Source organism: Clostridium estertheticum subsp. estertheticum (assembly GCF_001877035.1).
Taxonomy (GTDB): domain Bacteria; phylum Bacillota; class Clostridia; order Clostridiales; family Clostridiaceae; genus Clostridium_AD; species Clostridium_AD estertheticum.
The window spans coordinates 368,422-388,082 of sequence record NZ_CP015756.1 but is presented as its reverse complement, the minus strand read 5'-3'; the positions used below and the strand labels follow the sequence as shown (position 1 = coordinate 388,082).

The window sequence follows — 19,661 nt, the reverse complement described above, 5'->3', positions numbered from 1 at the left end:
AAAAACATCAGCTTTCTTTACAAATATTCTACTTTTGGCTTCATAATCCTTTAAAATAGTAAAGACCACGTTGAATATTACTTCAACGTGGTCTTTATTAACAATTACTTTATTAACATAATTTTGTATGAACTTTTACGCTCTGGCATATTCCAGTCTTTTGTATAATTTTTATAAAGGAATAACTATAGTTCCATGGAAATAGTATCTAGTCCCTCCGTATTTTTTATGAAAAACTTCAAAGTTTCTTGCTAAAATTCTTTTTCTCTATTAAGAAATTTCCCTCTTTGCCATGCTATATAATCCATACATTTTTGTGAAACATTTATAGTAGTTTCTTCATGTATATCTAATATATTTTTATTTTTTTCATTAAGGCTTTTAGATATAATAATTTTGCCATTTGAATTAAATGATATTAGACATCTATCGTATAACAAATCATGATTTGCACACAGTAATAATCCGTTATCTACATCAATTTTTTCTTTTGAACCGCTAACATTCCAAGGTTTAGAATGACTTGCTCTTAAAAGTTCTTTGTTATCAATGCCGCAAATCAAACATTTTCCATACCTTTTTAATAATCCATTTCTAAATTTATATTGATTCTGATTCATTTATATAACAAAACACATCAATAAATTAGAATTTAAATTATTTTATAGGAAATTTTAATGATTATCGCTCGTATACTCAATACGTGGCATTTAATATTCTATTATTAATTCTAATAAAAAATGGTTTATTATAATGCCGTGAAACACACCTTTCACGACCTTATAATCCTTATACATTAGCATTATAATGTCTGTGTAAATATGTACTATCCCTGTACAGCTTAGAGAAACCATATTCTATTACTTATTACATTAACTTGCTTATCATTTTACTTAGCTCATATTGATTTAATATATTCATATTCTTCTCTGTTACATTTAACCCCCATTCAGGTGTACTTTTCTTTCCCTTATAGTCCCTATCCCTAAATAAATCATTATCACCCGTCAAATCAACTACTGGTATTAAGAATATCTTACTTATTTCATCCCTATAGAACAAGATTGTTGCAATAAATAAACTATTATCCTGTGTATCTATATCCTTCTTTTTAATTTTTATATAACCAGTATTAGGCTTTCTTATAGATTTAACTTTAAGTTTAAAAAAGTCCGCCTTACCTTTTACACATATATTAGCTTCGTTATGTTTATAATCAATTACATTAACTCCTAAGTTTTTTAATATGTCACTAAGAAAACCCTTCGCATAATTCCCTAGTTCAGCAGTGCTCATATTATCCAAATTTTTATCCATAGTATCAACTCCTCTTCTTTATTGTTAAATTAATAGTATACTTTTCTAATCATTCCATCAAATTACAGATTGTCTATTTAACCCGGATTTTCCTATATCATTATCAGTTTTTTATCATTAAGTCATAGCCTTAGCTACCTATCTTCATTTCATAAATTCATCTTTAGTGGACATTACACCCCCTTATAAAATTTTGTGATTATAAGGGTTGATCATTAACTATGCAATATATCTATATCGTTAACTAGGGTAGACCTCCTTACAGATGACCTAATTTTATATGCATATTAATCCTTAAAACATTAAAGACCACGTTGAATATTACTTCAACATGGCCTTTATCAACAATTACTTTATCAACATAATTCTGTTTAAATTTTTTACACTCTGGCATATTACGTTCCTTTACAAAATCTTTGAACATTGAAAACAAATTCTTTACATGTTTATCTGTTCTCTTAGGAGTTTGACTTCTACTTTCCTGCTCTTTTAAAGTAAACTCCAGTTTGATTTCCTCTCCTTTCCCCCCCCCATCTTTTATTTAAATTACATGTACCTCTATAATAAGTTGCTAATAATCAATTTAAGTAATACAACTAAAGTACTGCATTTTTCTAGGCTACTCATGGTGCTAATCTCTATTTCTACATTACTATTAACTAAAAAACTATATTTTCTACTTTCAATAGTTTTAATATCCTTCAAACTTATACTTGAAGAGTTGTTAAACATATTTTTAAAATATATATTTTTATTTGTTAAAATAAATCCATCTTTTGCACTGCCAAATACAGTATTGTCAAAAAGGAACAATACCTCTTCATCTTGTTGAAGCTTTGCATAGGATATCACAGCATTTTTAAATTTAGCCAAATACTTTAGACCCCTATCCGGTATGTAAATAAACTCTAACAAACATTTATACTCTACGCTTATTAATTGCTCTTTGACATCAAATCCCAATTCACTAGGAATGGTCTGAGGTTGCGCTGTATTATTCTTCTGTTCAATGTTTATTAGTTTTCCATTCTCTGCTTGATTTTGCAATCCTTTCTGCTTCTCTTTTGCAATTTTGGAAGCATATTCTTTAGCTAAATTAGATATATCTACGCCATGAATTTTTGCAAATCTTAAGATATTATAATCTATTACTCCTGACAAATTATAAAATATTCTGTAATAATCATATTCATATGGATATTTAACAATAGCATTTTTAATTAATTCTATCAAAGATTTATCATTATAATTGCTGTTCACATAAATATCTTGCTTATTTATTTTGCTTAATATATGAAGATAATAGACAACTGAATCATTAAAATCAGTTGATATACTTGGTAGATTAAAGTCATTAGCCTTCACTAATCTTAAATTAGTAGCAGCTTCATTAACGTATTGTATGTAATAAAATAAAAATGAATATACGTCATGATACATTATAGTATATAAAATACTGTTATAGGCCTCGCTTTTATATAATTTCTCCACATCTTTCGCAATTTTTTCATTTTTATTATTTGCAGATACTGTCTGAAATAATGTATTCAAGCCTTCCATTCCTAAATTTAATACCTGTGCGGTTATAATACCTTTAACTGCGCCTTTTATACCAAACCCTCCACCAACGACTCTTGGACCACTTTCAGAAAATGCTTCGATATTCTGTCTTGCTGAAGCTATGTTAGAATAAATTTGGTCTATTTTATTAAATTGAGCTTCAATAAATTCCGGAAAAATAGTTCCATCACTTTTTATATATTCTTCAATAATCTCTGAGATATTAAGAGTTTTTAAAAACCCACCTACTTCAGATGGAAGTAGCTTGTATGCTTCTTCTATAAAGCCTGGAATACACTTATGCATCATTAAGTTATATGGTATTGTTAAGACTGATATTGAATTTTGAAAATCCTTCTTATATTTTAACTTTTCTATCGTATCTATAAAATCATTTCCACTTTTTAATGCATGCTTATGAATAATCCTAGCAAAAGGGACTATCTGCTTTATAGTATCTACATTCAAATCAATTACTTTGTCAAAAACAGATATTGGATTTGCATTAGCTAATAACATATTAGTTTTTATGAAATCAAATTCTACGTTATCTTCATAAGCACTAACATCGTAACTATCAATTAATGGCTCATATTCCCCTAGGCAATAATACTCTTCACCTTTAACTGAAACATTTAGAATTTCATATTCTGGTCTTACCTGTTGTGTAGCCATAGGCTTCTCCATCATAGCTACATTAACTGAGCTTTTACCTCTTTTAATTTTAGTTTCCTCTTTAGGCATATTAACCTGTAGAAAAAATAAGTTTCCAATTTTATCAACCTCTTGCCAGCATTGATTTAAATATTCATTTTTAACAAAGCCGTAAACACGTTGATCTAAGAGAGTCATTAATTGAAAAACGTTGCTACAATTTAGTTCAATATAATAATTAGCAGTTATATCCGCAAAATAGTATGGTTTTACATTATTTAGAACCTCTCTTATAATTTCAGCTTCCGAATCTAAAACGTGACTATACCAAATTTCAAAGTCGTTAGAATAAAGTATTATGTCAGCATGATGTATAAAATCCGACTCTGGCATAGGCATATACTCTGGATCATAAAAACTTAATTCATCATCAAAATCTGAATCTTTATCAACTTTCTCCATATCATATAAATAAAGCAATGGCTCACAAGGATGAAATGCTGCTCTCTTTTTTTCATTAAATTGATTTTCTAAATAACATCTATATTTATATAACATATGTTCAAATTCTTCAAATACTTTTATCTCTTGCATGATAGTCCCCCCATATTTTACTTTATTTATATATTATCAGAAGATTATTCTTAATTCAACAAATTATGTTATTAGATAATGTTAAATTAAATATGAACTTTGTGATTAAAGACTAAGTCAAATCCATTTGCTTTGTTTTTTATTTTAGTTAGGATTTTTTTCTATACAACCTTCTATATTTAACTATTTTTGCAAAAATAAATTTAACTAAATTGTACCTCTTACAACTTTAGTTGTAAGAGCCAAAATTCCTTATGCAATATTTCTATACCTATTAAAAAGAGTAGTTTTCTTAATAGATGACTTAATCTTATAAGCTTCATAGTCCTTTAACATAGTAAAGACCACGTTGAATACTACTTCAACGTGGTCTTTATAAACAACTACTTTATCAACATAATTCTGAATGAACTTCTTACACTCTGGCATATTCCGATCTTTTACAAATCCTCTGAACATTGAAAACAAATTCTTAACCTGATCTTCTGTTATCTTAGGAGCTTGACTTCTATGTTCCTGCTCAATTATGGTAACTTCTAATTTGGTTTTCCTCTCTTTTAAATCACCCATCTTTGTTTTAAATTCATCATAGGCAAATCCTTGTGTAATTGCATTTACTATATTATTTATCTGCTTATCAATTTCTCCAAGCTCTTTGACTATTATTTCAGTTGATGACTTTTCATTCTTTGATTGTTCCAGTATATGCTTATTAATTTTCTTAACAAATATAGGTATAGCTTTATCATTTAATATATTCCTCTCCAATTCTGAAAGCACAAACTCCTCAATGTATTCCTTACGTATCTCTTTGTTATCACAATCTCTTTTTTGCAATCTGCTACCGCATCTATACGAAATGTACATAGGCTTATTTATAGGCTTTCTCCTGTTCCCTTGCATTGCTGAACCACACTCCCCACAGAAGATTATTCCTGACAGTAAGTATATTTCTTTTGCTTTATTAGCCCCAGGAGCTCTTTTTCTTACTACCATCATCTCTTTGGCCTTTTGATATGTTTCTTTAGAGATTATAGCAGGCATTCCACCATCAACTCTTATAACATCACTATCGTCCTTAGCTAAATGACTGTTTCTCTTTCCAACAGCATCCTTCTTAGAACTCTTATTAAATATATATACACCAGAATATTTTTCATTATCTAATATACTGTAAATGCTATTTTTACCGAAACTGTTACCTAATCTTGTCTTATAGCCTCTCTCATTAAGATTGTCTATAATTCTTGCATAACTATAACCATTGATATACATGTCAAAAATCTTTATTACTATCTCTGCTCCTTCATCATTTACTTTATACTTTTTTTCCTCATTCACATCATAACCTAATGGGGGCTGCCCCCCTGTATGTCTTGCTTGATAGGCTGTTTCCTTCATTCCCTTCATTACTTCTCTTGCGAGATTGGCTGAGTAGTATTGTGCCATTCCTTCAATTACCGATTCAAGGATTATTGATTCTGGACTTCCATCTAAATTCTCCACTATACTAATAAGCCTTACACCATTTGATTTTAATTTTCGCTTATATACAACTGAATCATATTTATCTCTAGAGAATCTATCCAACTTATGAACTATTACAGTATTAAATAATCCTAATGAACTCTCCTTTATCATTTGTTGAAATGCTGGTCGTTTATCTGTTGTAGCTGATTTAGCCTTATCAACGTATGTTTTTACTATTTTCATATTATTACGCTGAGCATATTCTTCACCAGCTCTTATTTGAGCATCTATTGATTCATCCCTTTGGTTATCTGAAGAATATCTTGCATATAGTGCAGCCAAAATGACAGCCATGCTAACACTCCTTTCTTTGAGCTAAGTACATCAGTGTCAATAACTTTGATGCTTCATCATAAAAGTTAACATTACTATCCTCGCAAACTTTTTCTGTCCTAATACTCTCACAAGGTTCATATATTCCTTTATATAATTTAGTTCTGCTTATTTTAGAATTAATTGATTCCACCTATACTTCACCCCCATTATTCTTTAATCACAGGTATATAATATATATTTATAATTTTTTAGAAAACGGTATACCCTTTTCTAAGCTTTTTTCTCTTACAAGTCTCCAAACATCATCAACAGGACAATTCTCAAATAATACTGTACCTGTATATCCTAAATGCTGTAACTCTATATAAGATTTTATTTTTAGAGTTCCTTCAATATATTTTTTTTCTGAATAATTATATAAATTCATTAATTCAAAAGCAAATCCAGATTTCATTTCAACCATGTCCTTAAAAAATTTTCTACCCGCATCACCAATTGGAACAATGTTGCTTATACATCCTTTCAATAATTTATAACTAATATTATTTATATTTTCTTCAATCCACTCATAAACAGGATTTATATAAATCGCCATACCCTTAATATAATAAGTGAATGCCGCTATATTTTCTTCATTGGGAAGATCTTCATAACTTACATACTCCGGTTCAATCATTTTTATACCTCCACTATTTTTTGATTTAGGCTAATCATAGGTCATAGGTTAGGAACTTGCTATCTATAAGTATTTCACATAATTTTGAATAACTTATTAACAATCACCTAACTCTCACTACTGTGTTACACTGGTTTTTCATTAAAAAAATTGTTTTAAATTGGTTCATATTCCGTAATAACAATATTTTTTTTTTTCAATCATAATATCTCTTTTACGATACCTATCAACCATAGGAACTTGTTGTTTAAATACTTCATTAAAGTCTTTCCATATAATTGTGCCATTTAACCCCTTATACACTTCTAAATTATAATTTCTATATATAACTACATCACCATGTTTCACAATAAAATACATTGGATTAATTGAATAGCTAACATACCCACTACCACCATTTTCATATGTTTGATAAAACTCTTTGGAAAATTCTGAATATATATACTCAAAATCATCTATCATTTCGCTAGTAATCTTATCTTCCCCTGTACTAATTAAAGGAACTTCTTTGGGATTTATAGTAGCGTACATATGCACTTCTTCCCTTTCCTCAAATTTTGTTAGACTAATTTTAATATTATTCATCAAAAATCGTCTTAGATCTTGGATAAATTCAAAGCTTATCTTAGCTTTTTTGTCATGATCATTAGTTGCTCTAACTTGCAGTTCAAATCCTATTAAATATTTTTTGTTCATTTGTATTTCCCCTTTAACTCTTATTATTTCTATTTAATATTTGATTAACTTTTGTTTAACCTTTTTACGGTTTCCCGAGTCTTCAACGTTATTATCCTCTATATTTCCACGCTTAATTTAATAATTATGAATCAAATTATTATTGGCTCACAAAATCTATAAATAAACTAATATTTTTAAAATAGGGTTGTTTGGGTGGTAAGATAAATATTAAAAAACACTTTATAAAAATACATTAATTATCACTATATTTATTCAACTTTTCTTACCACCTAGACACCCTCCTAATTCATTTAATAGTAATTCCAATCATTATTGTTATTCCTTTTACTTTTTTTGTATTTCTTGAGTCTATACCTTTATCATTTAGGACTTTACGAAATAGAGTCCAAAACCTTGTTGAACTAATAACTTTCCAATCATCATATCCATTTTTAATTGACCATTTTTTAAAATGTTGTAATATGTCACATTGCTTGATCTGAACTCCATTATTGCAGATAATTTCATCTTGAAAAAATTCAGCTATTGGGTTTTGTTCTAATTTATATTCATTTAATATATCATTAGCAGCTTTGGATTCTGTAAGATTATATTTATTATCTACAAGACGTCTTAAGCCCTTTAATGCAACAATAAGAATACCTTCTAGCTCACTTACTAGTTTAACTCCTATTTCTTTATCGTCTTTTTCATTAGTGAATACATTATAAAATGGAATAATTAAAACCCTTCTGAAGTAACCTTCGCTTGTATCTATTACGTCTGGCAATTTATTAACTAATGAAATTAGCTTTGCATAAACGTCATAACTTATAGCTTTTTTAAATTTTGCATCAACATGAATAGAGTCTCCACCAGTAATAGTTTTAAAATTGTTTGTATCCATATATTTATCTTTGAATTCATTTTCTGCGGATATATTTACAACTTTATTAATCCAATGATATTGAAAATATGTTTTCACTATTGTATCCATTACCATTGCAGTACTTTTCTACCTTCTGAAAGCTAGAAACAAGCTCGAATTGGAGGTAGTTCAGCTCCTGCTGTAGTTTCGCAATGTCAATTTCAGAGTCTTTTTTTAGGTCTATTAGAAGGTTTGTAGGCTTCCATTTATTAGAAATATTCCCATCAGCCCAATCAACTCTCATTAATCCAAGTCTCTTTTTTTCATGAATTGTGAATATCGTACCTTCCTTTAAATCTTTATTCATTGTTATTCCTCCTTCATTTAATATTCTTGTGCTAGTAACATTGTGGAATGTGTCTCATCATCAATGACAAATACCTTCGCATTAACAACTTTCTTCGAACATACCTTATAAGTTTTATTGTACTCTGGTACTTCTTGACTATGTTCTATGATTTGGTAGAATATATCATCAGCTCTATGCTCAGTTATTTCAAAAACCTGCAAATAATCTACTTTATTCTCTTGCTCTTTTAGTTTATCAATACAATTCCACATGAACAATTGTAATTCTAATGGTATTTCCTGTTGAATTCCTTTGGTCATATACCTATTACTTTTATCAAACATCTTTTTACATCTCCTTTCTCTACAATATTCCTTTTTCTTTTAAACTACAGTATTTACCCTCATCAGATATAATTATGTGATCTATTAATTCAACTCCAATTAGCTTTCCACATTCCTTTAACCTAGTAGTTATACTAATATCTTCATTAGAAGGAGTTGTGTCACCTGACGGGTGGTTATTAAATAGAATTATAGATGAGGCATTCGATAGTATTGCAATCTTATATACTTCCCTTGGGTGGACTATTGAAGAATTTAGTGACCCAATGCTTACTACGCTCATTGATAACGGCTGATTCTTAGTGTCTAGACAACATACAATTAGTTTTTCCCTATCGCAATCCTCTAGGAATTGTCTAGCTATTTCTGCCGCCTGTGAAGATGTCGTTATTTTTCGTCCCGCATATAAGATGCTCCCTTCCTTTACCATCTTTATGGATACTATACTTACCCTCTTAGCAGGAGTATTATTATTTTCAGCTACTATCATTTCCTTTCGCCCTCCATTTGTTTTTCCAACACAATATATTGAACTTGTCATATTATTATCATTCCCTTCTTATTTTTAGGCATATAAATAGCACCTAACCTCAATTTTCTTGAGATTAGGTGCCTTGCATATTTCTATTCCTTATTAAATTCTATAGCCTTCAGTAAAGTAACACTTATTTTATTGGTAGTCCATCATTTTTAGATATAATAATTACACTATTCATATACTTTTTAGATTCGAGAAAAATGTTGTACTGCTGCAAACTATTTCTCCTCTTTTTTATCGTTGTTGGCTTAATTTCTAAATCAATTTGAGCTTTTATATAATCATTATACTGATTAGCATTAAATTCCCCAGTAAATATTATCCCAACACTTTCAATAAAGGAAATGAAACTTTTCACGTCAAAAATATATGATTTAATAGTCGTTGGAGCCTTATTACTTTCCACTAGATTCTCTTTGAACTCTTCAATTATTTTCTTAGCCTCTTCACTGATTTCAAACTCTATAGCCTGTCTTCCATTTTGAAGTTTTGTTTTAGTTGATTCAACCACTACTATATCCTCTACAGAAATATTCTTTTTTTTAGGTATCGCCATTTTTATTACCTCCATTTTTTAATTTTATTTTAATATACTGCTTATATGTTTTTAACTTAAAGACCTACGATATGCATTCTGTTTTCCATTCCTGATAGTGTCGTCATTTTAGTTTGCTGTATCTTCCATTGCAGAAAACTATATTATCTATAGCCGTTCCACAGCCTCCCTCTTGTCCTTTGAAGACGTATTGATGTAGAAACTAGCTGTTGTCTGAATAGAAGAATGGCCCGCAAGCTTTGCAACAGTTGTCAATTCTACTCCTTTTTTCAATAGTCTAGTACAAAATGTGTGACGGAATTTATGTGGGTTCATTCTTATAATTAACTTGCTTTCCATTTTTTTTAATACCCTATTCACTGCATCCCTATCCATCTTTGCTGACCTATTGGTTAAAATTAGATACTCACTATTAGCGAATTTATTACCCCTTCTTTCTCCCGCTAGGTATTCCTTAACTGAATCAACGACTTGCCCCTTTAGTTGTACATCTCTTTTTTTACCCCCTTTGCCCCAAGCTACAGTAAGGTTCATAGATAGCATATCTACATCTCTTAGTTTCACATTTACTAGTTCTGACACTCTCAGCCCAGTATAAAGCAGCATTAATGTTATTAGCTTATCCCTGGATCTTACCTTTTCCGATTGGATATAGAATAAGAACCTTTCTACTTCGGCTTCTGTGAATACTTCCACCTCTTTTTCACTACCTGCAGCTACCTTTAACTTATCCTTTTTTAAATTCACCACTTGCTCAGTTAGGTATTTTTCATCAATTAGATATTGATTAAATGACTGTAAGCTATTGATCTTCTTATTTACAGTATTAATCTCGTAGTTATTTTGGACTAAATAACTTCTATATGCTGTAATATGAAATCTTTTTAGGTTTCCAGTAAAGATGTTACCCTTAAATTCTAGCCATTCAAGAAACACTTTAATGTCTCCTATATAACTCTCTATAGTTTTTAGTGCTTTACCATCTGCAACTAATGCTTCCTCAAAGTCAGTTACTATTTTTTCAGCTGCTATTTCAATATTATTATCATTCACGATTATCCTCCAAATGTATTAACAATTTCTCAGGTGTTAATATATTTGGAATCAATAGGCTTATACTATAATCACTACTTAGGAGCATAAAAGAATTAGTGTAGCTACCGCCATTTTGACATGATATTAGTTCCACATACTCTGGCAAAGTATATTGAAAATCTATTAACTCCTTTATAGTTTCCACATCTTCTAGAACCTCTGCTATTAGTACATAGCCTCCCAGGTCATATTTTTCTCTTGTATCACCATAATTTTCGTCAAGAATAGTTACTATTTCTAATACTTTTTCTATTACTTCTGCAGGTAGATCTTTTAGGGTTTCTACTTCTGTTTTGTGAGCTAACTTTATCATGATTATTTCCTCCTTGAATACTATTTTTTTATTCAAGGTAATAATATATATTTAAACTTAGGATTGTTACATGTAAAAAAAATAGTCTAAAACAGATTTTACTCCATCTTAGACTTTTATAAATTGACTACATTATTTAGATTATGCAGTGAAAAATAGAATGACGAATATGGAATGAAGAGTTGGTGTAAATGGAAAGATAATTTTGTGATGGATAGGAGAATTCTTTTGCAGTTAAATTCTTCGAATTTTTGCAGTGAATATAAAAGGAGAACCGTCACCTAAATGACGATTCTCCCTTTCTTTATTCCTATAACTTCGCACTGGTCTAACTCCTTTAAGATGTAATCTTGACCGAGTTTACTAAAATTTTAACTTGCCGTTAAAGGCATCTTTCATTAATGAATTGAATAAGTTGCTCAATTTAATTTCATTTAACATTGTATTTTCTTTAATTGTTTGGATTTTTAAGTATATTTCAGAAAAAATTTCCTGTTTTTTAAAAGACATCACATTCAACTCTATGTTTTTGAACTTAGCCATTGATATGTTCAACATAGATCCACTTGTCCCTGTGGACAACTTTGATATTTCTTTTCTAACCTTATTAGTATTAATTGAATATAAGAAAAACTCTCTTGTCATTAAGCTTTCATCTATGGTTATTCTCCATAGTTTATCCGGAAGAATCAAATTATCATAATCTTTATACACTATACATGATGCTCCTACTAATTCTCTAGTATTTGCTCTACTAAAAAGTATATCTCCCCTTTTGCAACTTAAATGTTTTTTAATTTTTACATCCTTTGAAATAACTTTATACTTACTAGCATCAAATGTCCCTTTAGTAACTGCACTTATTTTTAACACTGCAATTTCGTCATTACAAATTGCCCTCTCTTCTCCACCTACACTCCATCCAGCATCTATAGATTTAACTACGTGATTAACTAGTTTTATATCATTACTTTCTTCACTACACATTCCTACAAAAACACTCTTTAAATATTCATCCAATAATCTATTAGCTTCCCTCCTCTTTCCTAAAGCCTCCTCAGCCTTTTCTAAAATCTTCACTATTTTCTTTTGAACCTTTACCGATGGTATCATAATCTCTATGTTACTAAATTGTGATTTATTTATTATTGGTATAAGAGGTGCATTGGCAGCTGCTTTTAACAAATAGTTATATCTTAATATTGCATAACCTAAAAACTTTCCGTCTATTATACATTTATCAGGAATAATAGCATTAATCTGCTGGTTAAAACAGGCTTCATTTTCTACTAATGCAACCTTCCCTATTATTCCAATACAAGTTACTAATACACTCCCAGAAGGCACCCTCCTTACCTTCTCTGCTCCACTTAAAGATATATATGCTTTACTATAACTTATCTTATTAAATGTGTTTTCTTTTAAGTCATTTGGCTTTATAAACATAACATCATTAGAGTTATAATACTCTATGCATTTTGTAGAAGGTGTATTCCCTGTAAGTATCTTACCTACTTCTGATAATTTTACTCTTTTCCAGCTCTCTGTTAGCTTATTATGCAAACTACTTCACCATACCCTTTAACTCTGTTATATTTTTTAAAATTTGTTTTTCTAACGCTTCAATTTTATTTAATATAACTTGTGGTTTTTCGTAGACCATTTCTTCGTATTCTATTTCTTTGTACTTATTTATGGAAAGATCATAATCATTACTAACAATTTCTTCTTTATCTACCCAAAACCATTTATCTTTCTTAGACGGCTCAATTGCATTATCTTCTTTTATAACTTTCCACTTTGCTATTATTTCAGGTATATCACCATCATTATCAAGCTTATTTCTCTTATCATCTAAGGAGAATCCATCACTTTGCATATCATAAAACCATACCTTATTTGTTTCTCCACCTTTTGTGAATATAAGTATAGCTGTTGATACACCGGCATAAGGTTTAAACACTCCTGAAGGCATCGATATTACACCTTCTAATGAATTTTCTTCTACTAGTGTCTTTCTAATTTCTTTATGTGCTTTTGTTGAGCCGAATAAAACTCCATCCGGTACTATAACTGCACACCTTCCACCTAAGTCAAGTATTCGATTTATAAGTTTTATGAATAAAAGCTCTGTCTTGGTTGTTTTTTCGCCCTTAACTAGAGTTGTATTTATATCACCTTCATCTATGCTGCCTTTAAATGGAGGATTAGCTAGTACTAAAGTGTACTTATTTTCTTCTTCATATCTCTTAGACATGGCATCCATTTGTCTAACATTTGGATCATCTATGCTGTGAAGCATTAAGTTCATAGAAGCTATTCTAACCATTGACGGGTCGAAATCAAAAGCATAGAACATATCTGTTCTAAAGTACTCCCATTCTTTACTCGTCATCATGTCTCCAATTCTGCTATGGAAATTCCCTTCTTCATCAGTGAATATACTTTCAGGTTTTGTATACTTCTCTAAAATATATTCTAATGAATTAATAAGAAAACCCGCAGTACCACATGCTGGGTCACATATTTTATCCTCTAGAGTTGGATTCATAAGTTCTACCATCATTCTTATTATATGTCTTGGTGTTCTAAATTGACCGTTAACACCTGATGTTGCAAGTTTTGATAATAGATATTCATATAAGTCACCTTTAGTATCTGCATCATCCATCTTTATACCATCAATAAGTCTTACTGATTCTTGCAGTAAAGATGGCTTCGGTACCATAAATACTGCGTCCTTCATCTCAGCAGTAAAACTTGATTCTTCACCGCCCATTTTTTTTATAAATGGAAATACCTTTTGTGCTACTATATCAAACATTTCACTTACATCTAAATGCTTAAATTCCGACCACTTCATCAAATCATCTGGAAACAATGATTTATATGGTCCCCCTATCCTATTTGATCTTGTAATGTTTGAATTATCAATATCATCTAATCTTTTAATAAATAGAAGATATGATATTTGCTCTATAACTGTCAGAGGGTTAGATATACCTCCCGACCAAAAATTATTCCATAATTTATCTACTTTACTCTTTATATCTGCACTTATCATTTGTTTGCGTCCTTCCTATCTTATGATATATATGTAGCCTTAAATGGAGCTATTAAGTCAAAAACCTCATCTGCCATTATTCCAAATATACCATCTACTCCATTTTGATTAAAGGTTGTATACGGTTCTGAAAATAATGCTGCAAAAGATATACCTTTATTCTTTGCAATGTCATTCTTAATTATTTCTAAGGTCTTAATCTGAGTGGCATTCATCTTATTATGATGCTTTTGGATAAATACTTCAAACATTTTATTTAACTCTACTTCATCCACACCTACAAATTTTCTTATAATCCCTATAATATCTTCTTTATCAATATCGGTTTTACTTGAAAGTTCATCAATGCTATAGACGAAATCTACACCAAATATTGAGTAAACACTTTCAATTTCTGTCTGTGAAAGTTTTTCACCTTTTCTTATTTTATGAATTACAAGTTGATCGTTTAATTTACCCTCAATAGCGCTCTTAACTCTCTTCTCATAAGGCTCCATGTTAGCTCCATATAATACTGAACCAGCACTAATTTCCTTAATAACCCCACCTGTATCCTTAATATCAAAAACTACAAAATGATTAGATGTTGCCCCTTTATGTTTCATTAACTCCCTTAAATCTACTCTTATTTGCTCTAATTTTTCATAACTTAACTCTTCCCACCCTGATGGATGTAAAAGTGACTTAACTAGCTCCCTTTTACCATCAAACCAGTTTAAATTAATCTTTAACCTTGATATTTTCTCCATTGTAGTATTGATCTCTCTAATTAATCCATCCTTGTCGCCAGTAATGTATAAGATCATAACTCTATATATAGAGTTATCAAAGCCTATAGCATCTGAATTATCTTTAGGCTCTATCCATTGAATTAAAGGTGCTATCTCCAATTTTAACTTTTTAATAAAATCCTCACTTAAATGACTCCAATATTCTTGTTTTTTAACCTGCTCTATTCTTTTTCTACTTTTCTTTATTTCAATACTATCTTGTGGTAAATCCAATATATCAGCTTTTAGTTTTTCTACGAAGTCATTACATATATTGATTTCATTCTGAATTTTATACTTTTCCAAAAGCTTACACATTATTTCAAATCTTACCTGTAACGATGTTTTTTGAGGTTTTGGCTCAAAGCCCTTAGGATTCATCTCAAAGAATTCAAAGTTCTTATAGCAGTCAAATATAGCAAACTCTGTTTTATCTCTTCCAGGTTTGAATAAATTATCACAACGTCTAGTTCCTCTACCTATCATTTGCCAGAATTTAACCTTTGAATATATGGGCTTTGCAAAAACTAAATTAACTATTTCAGGAACATCTATTCCTGTATCTAATAGATCCACGGATATTGCTATTCTTGGAAAATCTTCACCTTTAAATTTCTCAATTAAAATAGACTTATCAGTAATTTCAGAATATATTACGGCCGTAAGCTTTCCTTTATATTGGGGATACATTTCATTAAATAATGAATCCAAGAGATTTGCATGCTTTTTAGTCTTGGCAAATAAAATCGTTTTTCCAATATAGTCACCAACTTTTATTCCATTATTCATCAATGTCTTTAATATATATCTATTAGTATCCTTATTAGTTATTTTCTTTTCTAGGTCTGTTTTTTCATAATTTATATCATCACCATCATAGCCTTCTTCATCTACCTGTTGCCTTTGTTCTTCTGTCATCTCATTGTATTTAATGCCTTTTCTCAGAAAGTCTGTAGTCACATCTATAACCCTTGGTTCAGTTAAATATGGTGGTATATGATTCCAAGCATCATCTACAGAAAAACTAAACGTCGGATCGCCTTTTCCACATGCAAATAGTTTAAAGGTATCCCTACCTATGAAATCTACTGGTGTTGCAGTTAACCCTAATATATTGGTATCAAAATACTCTAAAATATCCTTATAAACTTTGTAAACACTTCTATGAGATTCATCGCATATTATTAAATCGAAAAAACCTACACTAAACTTGCTATAGTAATTTATCATTGTTTGATAAGTTGAGAAATACAAAGTTGCTTCTCTATTATCTGAGTTCTTCCCAGTGATTCTGCATGATATTTGCTCTGGCATAAACGTTTTAAAGCTAAATTTATCCTCCTTAGCTTGTTTTACTAACTCATCTCTATCTGCTAAGAATAATACTCTTTTTGCCCAATTAGCTTCCATTAGCCCTTTTGTTAATGCTATAGCAGTTCTTGTTTTTCCTGTTCCTGTAGCCATAACTAAAAGTGATTTTCTATAACCATTTAGGTATTTTTCATAAACTCTCTTAATTCCCTCTATTTGATATGGTCTTCCTGCTATATTTTTATCTATCTCAATCTTATTTAAATCTTTTTTATGTTTATGTTTAAAGTACACCTCTTCTAAATCATTTAATGTATAAAACCCCCAAATTAGTCTAGGTTCGCTATATGCATCATCCCAAATTGTTATTTCATATCCATTCGTACAAAATATTATAGGTCTTTTACCATATTTTTTTTCTATGGTATTTGCATACTCTACAGCTTGTTGACGACCTATTATAGGATCAACAGATGTCTTCTTTGCCTCTACCACTGCAACAGGTTCAGCCTTTTTATTAAATAGAACATAATCTGCTGCTCCATTTCCACCAATCTTCTTATGATCCTTTAACGGCAATTCTAACCTAACTAGTTCTTTATTATTTATATCCCAACCTGCATCTCTAAGCATAATATCTATTAATTTTTTTCTTGTTTCTGCTTCATTAAGATCTAGTGTAGCTTCAACTTCTTTTTCAATTATCTTGTCTTGTTCTGTTTCTACAATTACTTTAGTTTCTTTCTTAATTGATTTAACTTCTTCATTGTGTTGATCTTTTATTTCTTCCTTTTCTTTTGCATATGTCTCTATATCATAAACATTTACCTTTACAGTTGATGTCTTCGGAATCTTAAATGTTAAAGGCCTTATTGATGTATCCTTAGTAACCTTTATATAAACCCAAGCTGCTACTTTATACATAGAAACTAAACACTCTAAAGCATCTTTTTTATTTTCATAACCTTGATGATTTGCTTTATTTCCAAATCTTCTAACTATGTCAAACAGATCTGGAATAGCTTGGTTTATTGTTGTATTTCTTAAAAGTTTTATTTTATCATCTTGTGTTGCAAACTTATTCGCTTCAACACTTAATACTGCTAAAATATGGTCAATTATTTGCTCTCCAAACATACGCATTTTTAGCATTGATGCGTTATTATCTGTATGTAAATAGCTTTCTGCTTGTATACCTATTTTAGCAAGTATTGCCCATTTTTTATTTAAAAAATAGAAATTTGACATTTTTATTCCCCCAAAACAACTTTTAACTATATTATACCATAAATTCTCATATTTAAACTCTTCCTTAGTGTCAATATATACGAGGTAATTTCTATTTACAAGCCTTTTATTATGATAATATGATCCCTTTATATTATTAATATTAGCATGAATAACTAGACATATAACATATAGACCTTAGTCTATTAGATATGTTTATATATCTTGTAAAATATTAGCATCTATTGTATAATATTGTTATAATTCTTATGAAAGATGGTGATTATATGCCTGTTATACAAATTCCTAATGCATTCTTTCAACATGATGCACAGTCAAAATTCAATCCAGAAACTCATATAGACCCTGGTTTTTCTATTGATAAATATATTAGTAAAGATGGTTCTAATACACTAATAGAAGGTATTCGCGGCACTGGTAAAACTCATATTTTAAAAATGATTAGTACTAGGTTAATTGAAAATTTTCAAACTCTTCGAGTTCTTCCAGTCTACATATCAATGGCTGAAGTTGCCGAATATGTTACACAGGATACTAGTTTATTTAGAATACATCTGTATAGCACTATAATAATTGAAGCAGTAAATACTATAAAAATTAATAAATCTACTCTAAATAAGAAATCTACTAACATAATTAACAAGGTTATAAGTGAATTAGCAGAATTATTTGGATTAAAGGAATCTAATGACATTGATTATTTGATTTCTGAAATAGAAGAATATTCTAACAAATTACATCAATCCGTATTAAATAATCCAGTAAAACTTTCTCAAATTACTAAGGATTTGGAAGAATACTCTGGTGGTCTTTCTTATCACGGAATTAATGCTTCTGCAAAATCATCAACCGAAGACTCTTTATCAATAGATTACCTTACGATAAGATTAAGTCACCTAAATGCATCAAAATTTATAACACAATTTTTTAAATATCTATGTGAACTTTTTGATTTCCATCATACAATATTGCTTATAGATGAATGTTCTGATCTACCGCCTGATGCACAAACAGAAATTTTCCGTCTATTTAAGCTTATTAGAGGTGGCACAAGAATAAGTAATGATAGAAATTATTTATACTTTATTGGTGGTGTTTATCCTCCACAAGCAACCTCATATCCTTCAAAGGCATTAGGGTCTGCTATTGATTTTGAACCTGGCGATGATTGTTCTATGGAATATCTAGAAATTGATATTCAAGTTTCATTTTATGAAAACTTTTTTAATCAGTTATTTTACAAAAAAATGAAAATATTCAATCCTACTAGCTACAATGTATCTGATTATTTTGAAGATGAAAAAGCTTTTCTTTTAGCTGTATACGCATCTAATGGATTACCTCGAAGATTTTTTGAAATACTTCACCAATCTTACGAAACACTATGTGAATTTTATTCTAGTGAACAAATTAATGATAATAAAACATATAAAATAAGATATAGTGATGTTAGTTCGTCTATAGATAAAATCGTTACTAGTACGATACTTACGCGAAGTAAATTTACAAAAGAAGATTTTGAAACATTTGAAAAAATCGTTGCTGCATTAAAAAAGAGAAATAAAAAAGTTGAAACTGAATCTTCATCAAAAAATAATTATGTTCCGATTAACTTTTATTTCACTTGTCCTAGAAGCAAAGAAGAATTAATTGGTAATTTGATATCCAAAGGAGTTATTCATAATCAATCAAGAACTCGTAGTTTGAAGAATTCATCTACTGATACTGGAACTGGAAAAGGTCTTGTTATGATGATTGATTTAGCTATAGCCTTTACCGAAGGAGCAATTCCAACAAAATCTAAAGCTTTAGAATACTTTAAAAAAGATACTAAATTAAGCGCTAAAAGAGGATATGAATCTTGTCAGTCAATATCATTTTAAATAAATAGGCTATAGTTATATATAACTATAGCCTACT

Annotated in this window: 19 protein-coding genes; 1 reads left to right on the top strand and 18 read right to left on the bottom strand. The window is 29.7% G+C overall.

All coding sequences use genetic code 11. The features are described 5' to 3' along the window. Positions 1-251: 251 nt before the first annotated feature. The 18 genes from A7L45_RS01835 to A7L45_RS01760 all read right to left on the bottom strand — a co-directional run bounded on the left by A7L45_RS01835 (position 252) and on the right by A7L45_RS01760 (position 17,741). The gene (locus A7L45_RS01835) at positions 252-620 is read right to left on the bottom strand and encodes an HNH endonuclease (RefSeq protein ID WP_071611191.1); all 369 of its coding nucleotides are present in this window, start codon (positions 618-620) and stop codon (positions 252-254) included. A gap of 247 nt (positions 621-867) precedes the next feature. Further along, entirely contained in the window at positions 868-1,317 is a 450-nt protein-coding gene (locus tag A7L45_RS01830; protein WP_071611190.1) for a hypothetical protein, read from the bottom strand. A 259-nt stretch (positions 1,318-1,576) separates the two neighbouring features. Next, positions 1,577-1,741, bottom strand: coding sequence for a hypothetical protein (locus A7L45_RS23415; protein ID WP_207647751.1), 165 nt, complete (start codon positions 1,739-1,741; stop codon positions 1,577-1,579). A 134-nt stretch (positions 1,742-1,875) separates the two neighbouring features. Beyond that, positions 1,876-4,125, bottom strand: a complete 2,250-nt coding sequence (locus A7L45_RS01825) for a hypothetical protein (RefSeq protein ID WP_071611189.1) — start codon at positions 4,123-4,125, stop codon at positions 1,876-1,878. A 252-nt stretch (positions 4,126-4,377) separates the two neighbouring features. Continuing rightward, positions 4,378-5,949, bottom strand: a complete 1,572-nt coding sequence (locus A7L45_RS01820) for a recombinase family protein (RefSeq protein WP_071611188.1) — start codon at positions 5,947-5,949, stop codon at positions 4,378-4,380. Position 5,950: 1 nt separating this feature from the next. Continuing rightward, on the bottom strand, positions 5,951-6,121 hold the full coding sequence (locus tag A7L45_RS23035) for a hypothetical protein (RefSeq protein ID WP_169829551.1): 171 nt from the start codon (positions 6,119-6,121) through the stop codon (positions 5,951-5,953). A gap of 48 nt (positions 6,122-6,169) precedes the next feature. Beyond that, entirely contained in the window at positions 6,170-6,607 is a 438-nt protein-coding gene (locus A7L45_RS01815) for a hypothetical protein (RefSeq protein WP_071611187.1), read from the bottom strand. A gap of 165 nt (positions 6,608-6,772) precedes the next feature. Continuing rightward, the gene (locus A7L45_RS01810) at positions 6,773-7,303 is read right to left on the bottom strand and encodes a hypothetical protein (protein ID WP_071611186.1); all 531 of its coding nucleotides are present in this window, start codon (positions 7,301-7,303) and stop codon (positions 6,773-6,775) included. 289 nt (positions 7,304-7,592) lie between these two features. Continuing rightward, positions 7,593-8,282 (bottom strand): phage/plasmid primase, P4 family, encoded by a 690-nt coding sequence (locus A7L45_RS01805; protein ID WP_170288111.1) that lies wholly within the window; start codon positions 8,280-8,282, stop codon positions 7,593-7,595. Further along, positions 8,239-8,520 (bottom strand): hypothetical protein, encoded by a 282-nt coding sequence (locus A7L45_RS01800; protein ID WP_071611184.1) that lies wholly within the window; start codon positions 8,518-8,520, stop codon positions 8,239-8,241. Before A7L45_RS01800 ends, A7L45_RS01805 begins: the two co-directional genes overlap by 44 nt. 17 nt (positions 8,521-8,537) lie before the next feature. Next, positions 8,538-8,846: a DUF960 domain-containing protein gene (locus tag A7L45_RS01795; RefSeq protein WP_071611183.1), complete on the bottom strand. Its 309-nt coding sequence runs from the start codon at positions 8,844-8,846 to the stop codon at positions 8,538-8,540. Positions 8,847-8,865: 19 nt separating this feature from the next. Further along, positions 8,866-9,387: a JAB domain-containing protein gene (locus A7L45_RS01790; RefSeq protein WP_151554138.1), complete on the bottom strand. Its 522-nt coding sequence runs from the start codon at positions 9,385-9,387 to the stop codon at positions 8,866-8,868. A gap of 124 nt (positions 9,388-9,511) precedes the next feature. Further along, positions 9,512-9,940, bottom strand: a complete 429-nt coding sequence (locus tag A7L45_RS01785) for a hypothetical protein (protein ID WP_071611182.1) — start codon at positions 9,938-9,940, stop codon at positions 9,512-9,514. Between the two features lie 147 nt (positions 9,941-10,087). Then, the gene (locus A7L45_RS01780; protein ID WP_224616807.1) at positions 10,088-10,993 is read right to left on the bottom strand and encodes a tyrosine-type recombinase/integrase; all 906 of its coding nucleotides are present in this window, start codon (positions 10,991-10,993) and stop codon (positions 10,088-10,090) included. Continuing rightward, positions 10,986-11,348, bottom strand: a complete 363-nt coding sequence (locus tag A7L45_RS01775; RefSeq protein ID WP_071611181.1) for a hypothetical protein — start codon at positions 11,346-11,348, stop codon at positions 10,986-10,988. Before A7L45_RS01775 ends, A7L45_RS01780 begins: the two co-directional genes overlap by 8 nt. Positions 11,349-11,711: 363 nt before the next feature. Beyond that, on the bottom strand, positions 11,712-12,911 hold the full coding sequence (locus A7L45_RS01770; protein ID WP_071611180.1) for a restriction endonuclease subunit S: 1,200 nt from the start codon (positions 12,909-12,911) through the stop codon (positions 11,712-11,714). 1 nt (position 12,912) lies between these two features. Beyond that, a complete protein-coding gene (locus tag A7L45_RS01765; RefSeq protein WP_071611179.1) occupies positions 12,913-14,412 on the bottom strand; it encodes a class I SAM-dependent DNA methyltransferase in 1,500 nt (499 codons plus the stop codon). A 20-nt stretch (positions 14,413-14,432) separates the two neighbouring features. Continuing rightward, the gene (locus A7L45_RS01760) at positions 14,433-17,741 is read right to left on the bottom strand and encodes a type I restriction endonuclease subunit R (protein ID WP_071611178.1); all 3,309 of its coding nucleotides are present in this window, start codon (positions 17,739-17,741) and stop codon (positions 14,433-14,435) included. Between the two features lie 248 nt (positions 17,742-17,989). On the opposite strand from A7L45_RS01760, the gene A7L45_RS01755 reads away from it, so the two are divergent. Continuing rightward, a complete protein-coding gene (locus A7L45_RS01755) occupies positions 17,990-19,624 on the top strand; it encodes an ORC-CDC6 family AAA ATPase (protein WP_170288110.1) in 1,635 nt (544 codons plus the stop codon). The last annotated feature ends 37 nt before the right edge of the window (positions 19,625-19,661 follow it).

Excerpts from the sequence above, each read along its gene's own strand:
- A7L45_RS01790 (WP_151554138.1), bottom strand. The coding sequence starts at position 9,387 with ATGACAAGTTCAATATATTGTGTTGGAAAAACAAATGGAGGGCGAAAG.
- A7L45_RS01755 (WP_170288110.1), top strand. The coding sequence starts at position 17,990 with ATGAAAGATGGTGATTATATGCCTGTTATACAAATTCCTAATGCATTC.
- A7L45_RS01810 (WP_071611186.1), bottom strand. The coding sequence starts at position 7,303 with ATGAACAAAAAATATTTAATAGGATTTGAACTGCAAGTTAGAGCAACT.
- A7L45_RS01835 (WP_071611191.1), bottom strand. The coding sequence starts at position 620 with ATGAATCAGAATCAATATAAATTTAGAAATGGATTATTAAAAAGGTAT.
- A7L45_RS01820 (WP_071611188.1), bottom strand. The coding sequence starts at position 5,949 with ATGGCTGTCATTTTGGCTGCACTATATGCAAGATATTCTTCAGATAAC.
- A7L45_RS01800 (WP_071611184.1), bottom strand. The coding sequence starts at position 8,520 with ATGAATAAAGATTTAAAGGAAGGTACGATATTCACAATTCATGAAAAA.
- A7L45_RS01815 (WP_071611187.1), bottom strand. The coding sequence starts at position 6,607 with ATGATTGAACCGGAGTATGTAAGTTATGAAGATCTTCCCAATGAAGAA.
- A7L45_RS01785 (WP_071611182.1), bottom strand. The coding sequence starts at position 9,940 with ATGGCGATACCTAAAAAAAAGAATATTTCTGTAGAGGATATAGTAGTG.
- A7L45_RS01825 (WP_071611189.1), bottom strand. The coding sequence starts at position 4,125 with ATGCAAGAGATAAAAGTATTTGAAGAATTTGAACATATGTTATATAAA.
- A7L45_RS01830 (WP_071611190.1), bottom strand. The coding sequence starts at position 1,317 with ATGGATAAAAATTTGGATAATATGAGCACTGCTGAACTAGGGAATTAT.
- A7L45_RS01760 (WP_071611178.1), bottom strand. The coding sequence starts at position 17,741 with ATGTCAAATTTCTATTTTTTAAATAAAAAATGGGCAATACTTGCTAAA.
- A7L45_RS01775 (WP_071611181.1), bottom strand. The coding sequence starts at position 11,348 with ATGATAAAGTTAGCTCACAAAACAGAAGTAGAAACCCTAAAAGATCTA.
- A7L45_RS01805 (WP_170288111.1), bottom strand. The coding sequence starts at position 8,282 with ATGGATACAATAGTGAAAACATATTTTCAATATCATTGGATTAATAAA.
- A7L45_RS01765 (WP_071611179.1), bottom strand. The coding sequence starts at position 14,412 with ATGATAAGTGCAGATATAAAGAGTAAAGTAGATAAATTATGGAATAAT.
- A7L45_RS23415 (WP_207647751.1), bottom strand. The coding sequence starts at position 1,741 with ATGTTCAAAGATTTTGTAAAGGAACGTAATATGCCAGAGTGTAAAAAA.
- A7L45_RS01795 (WP_071611183.1), bottom strand. The coding sequence starts at position 8,846 with ATGTTTGATAAAAGTAATAGGTATATGACCAAAGGAATTCAACAGGAA.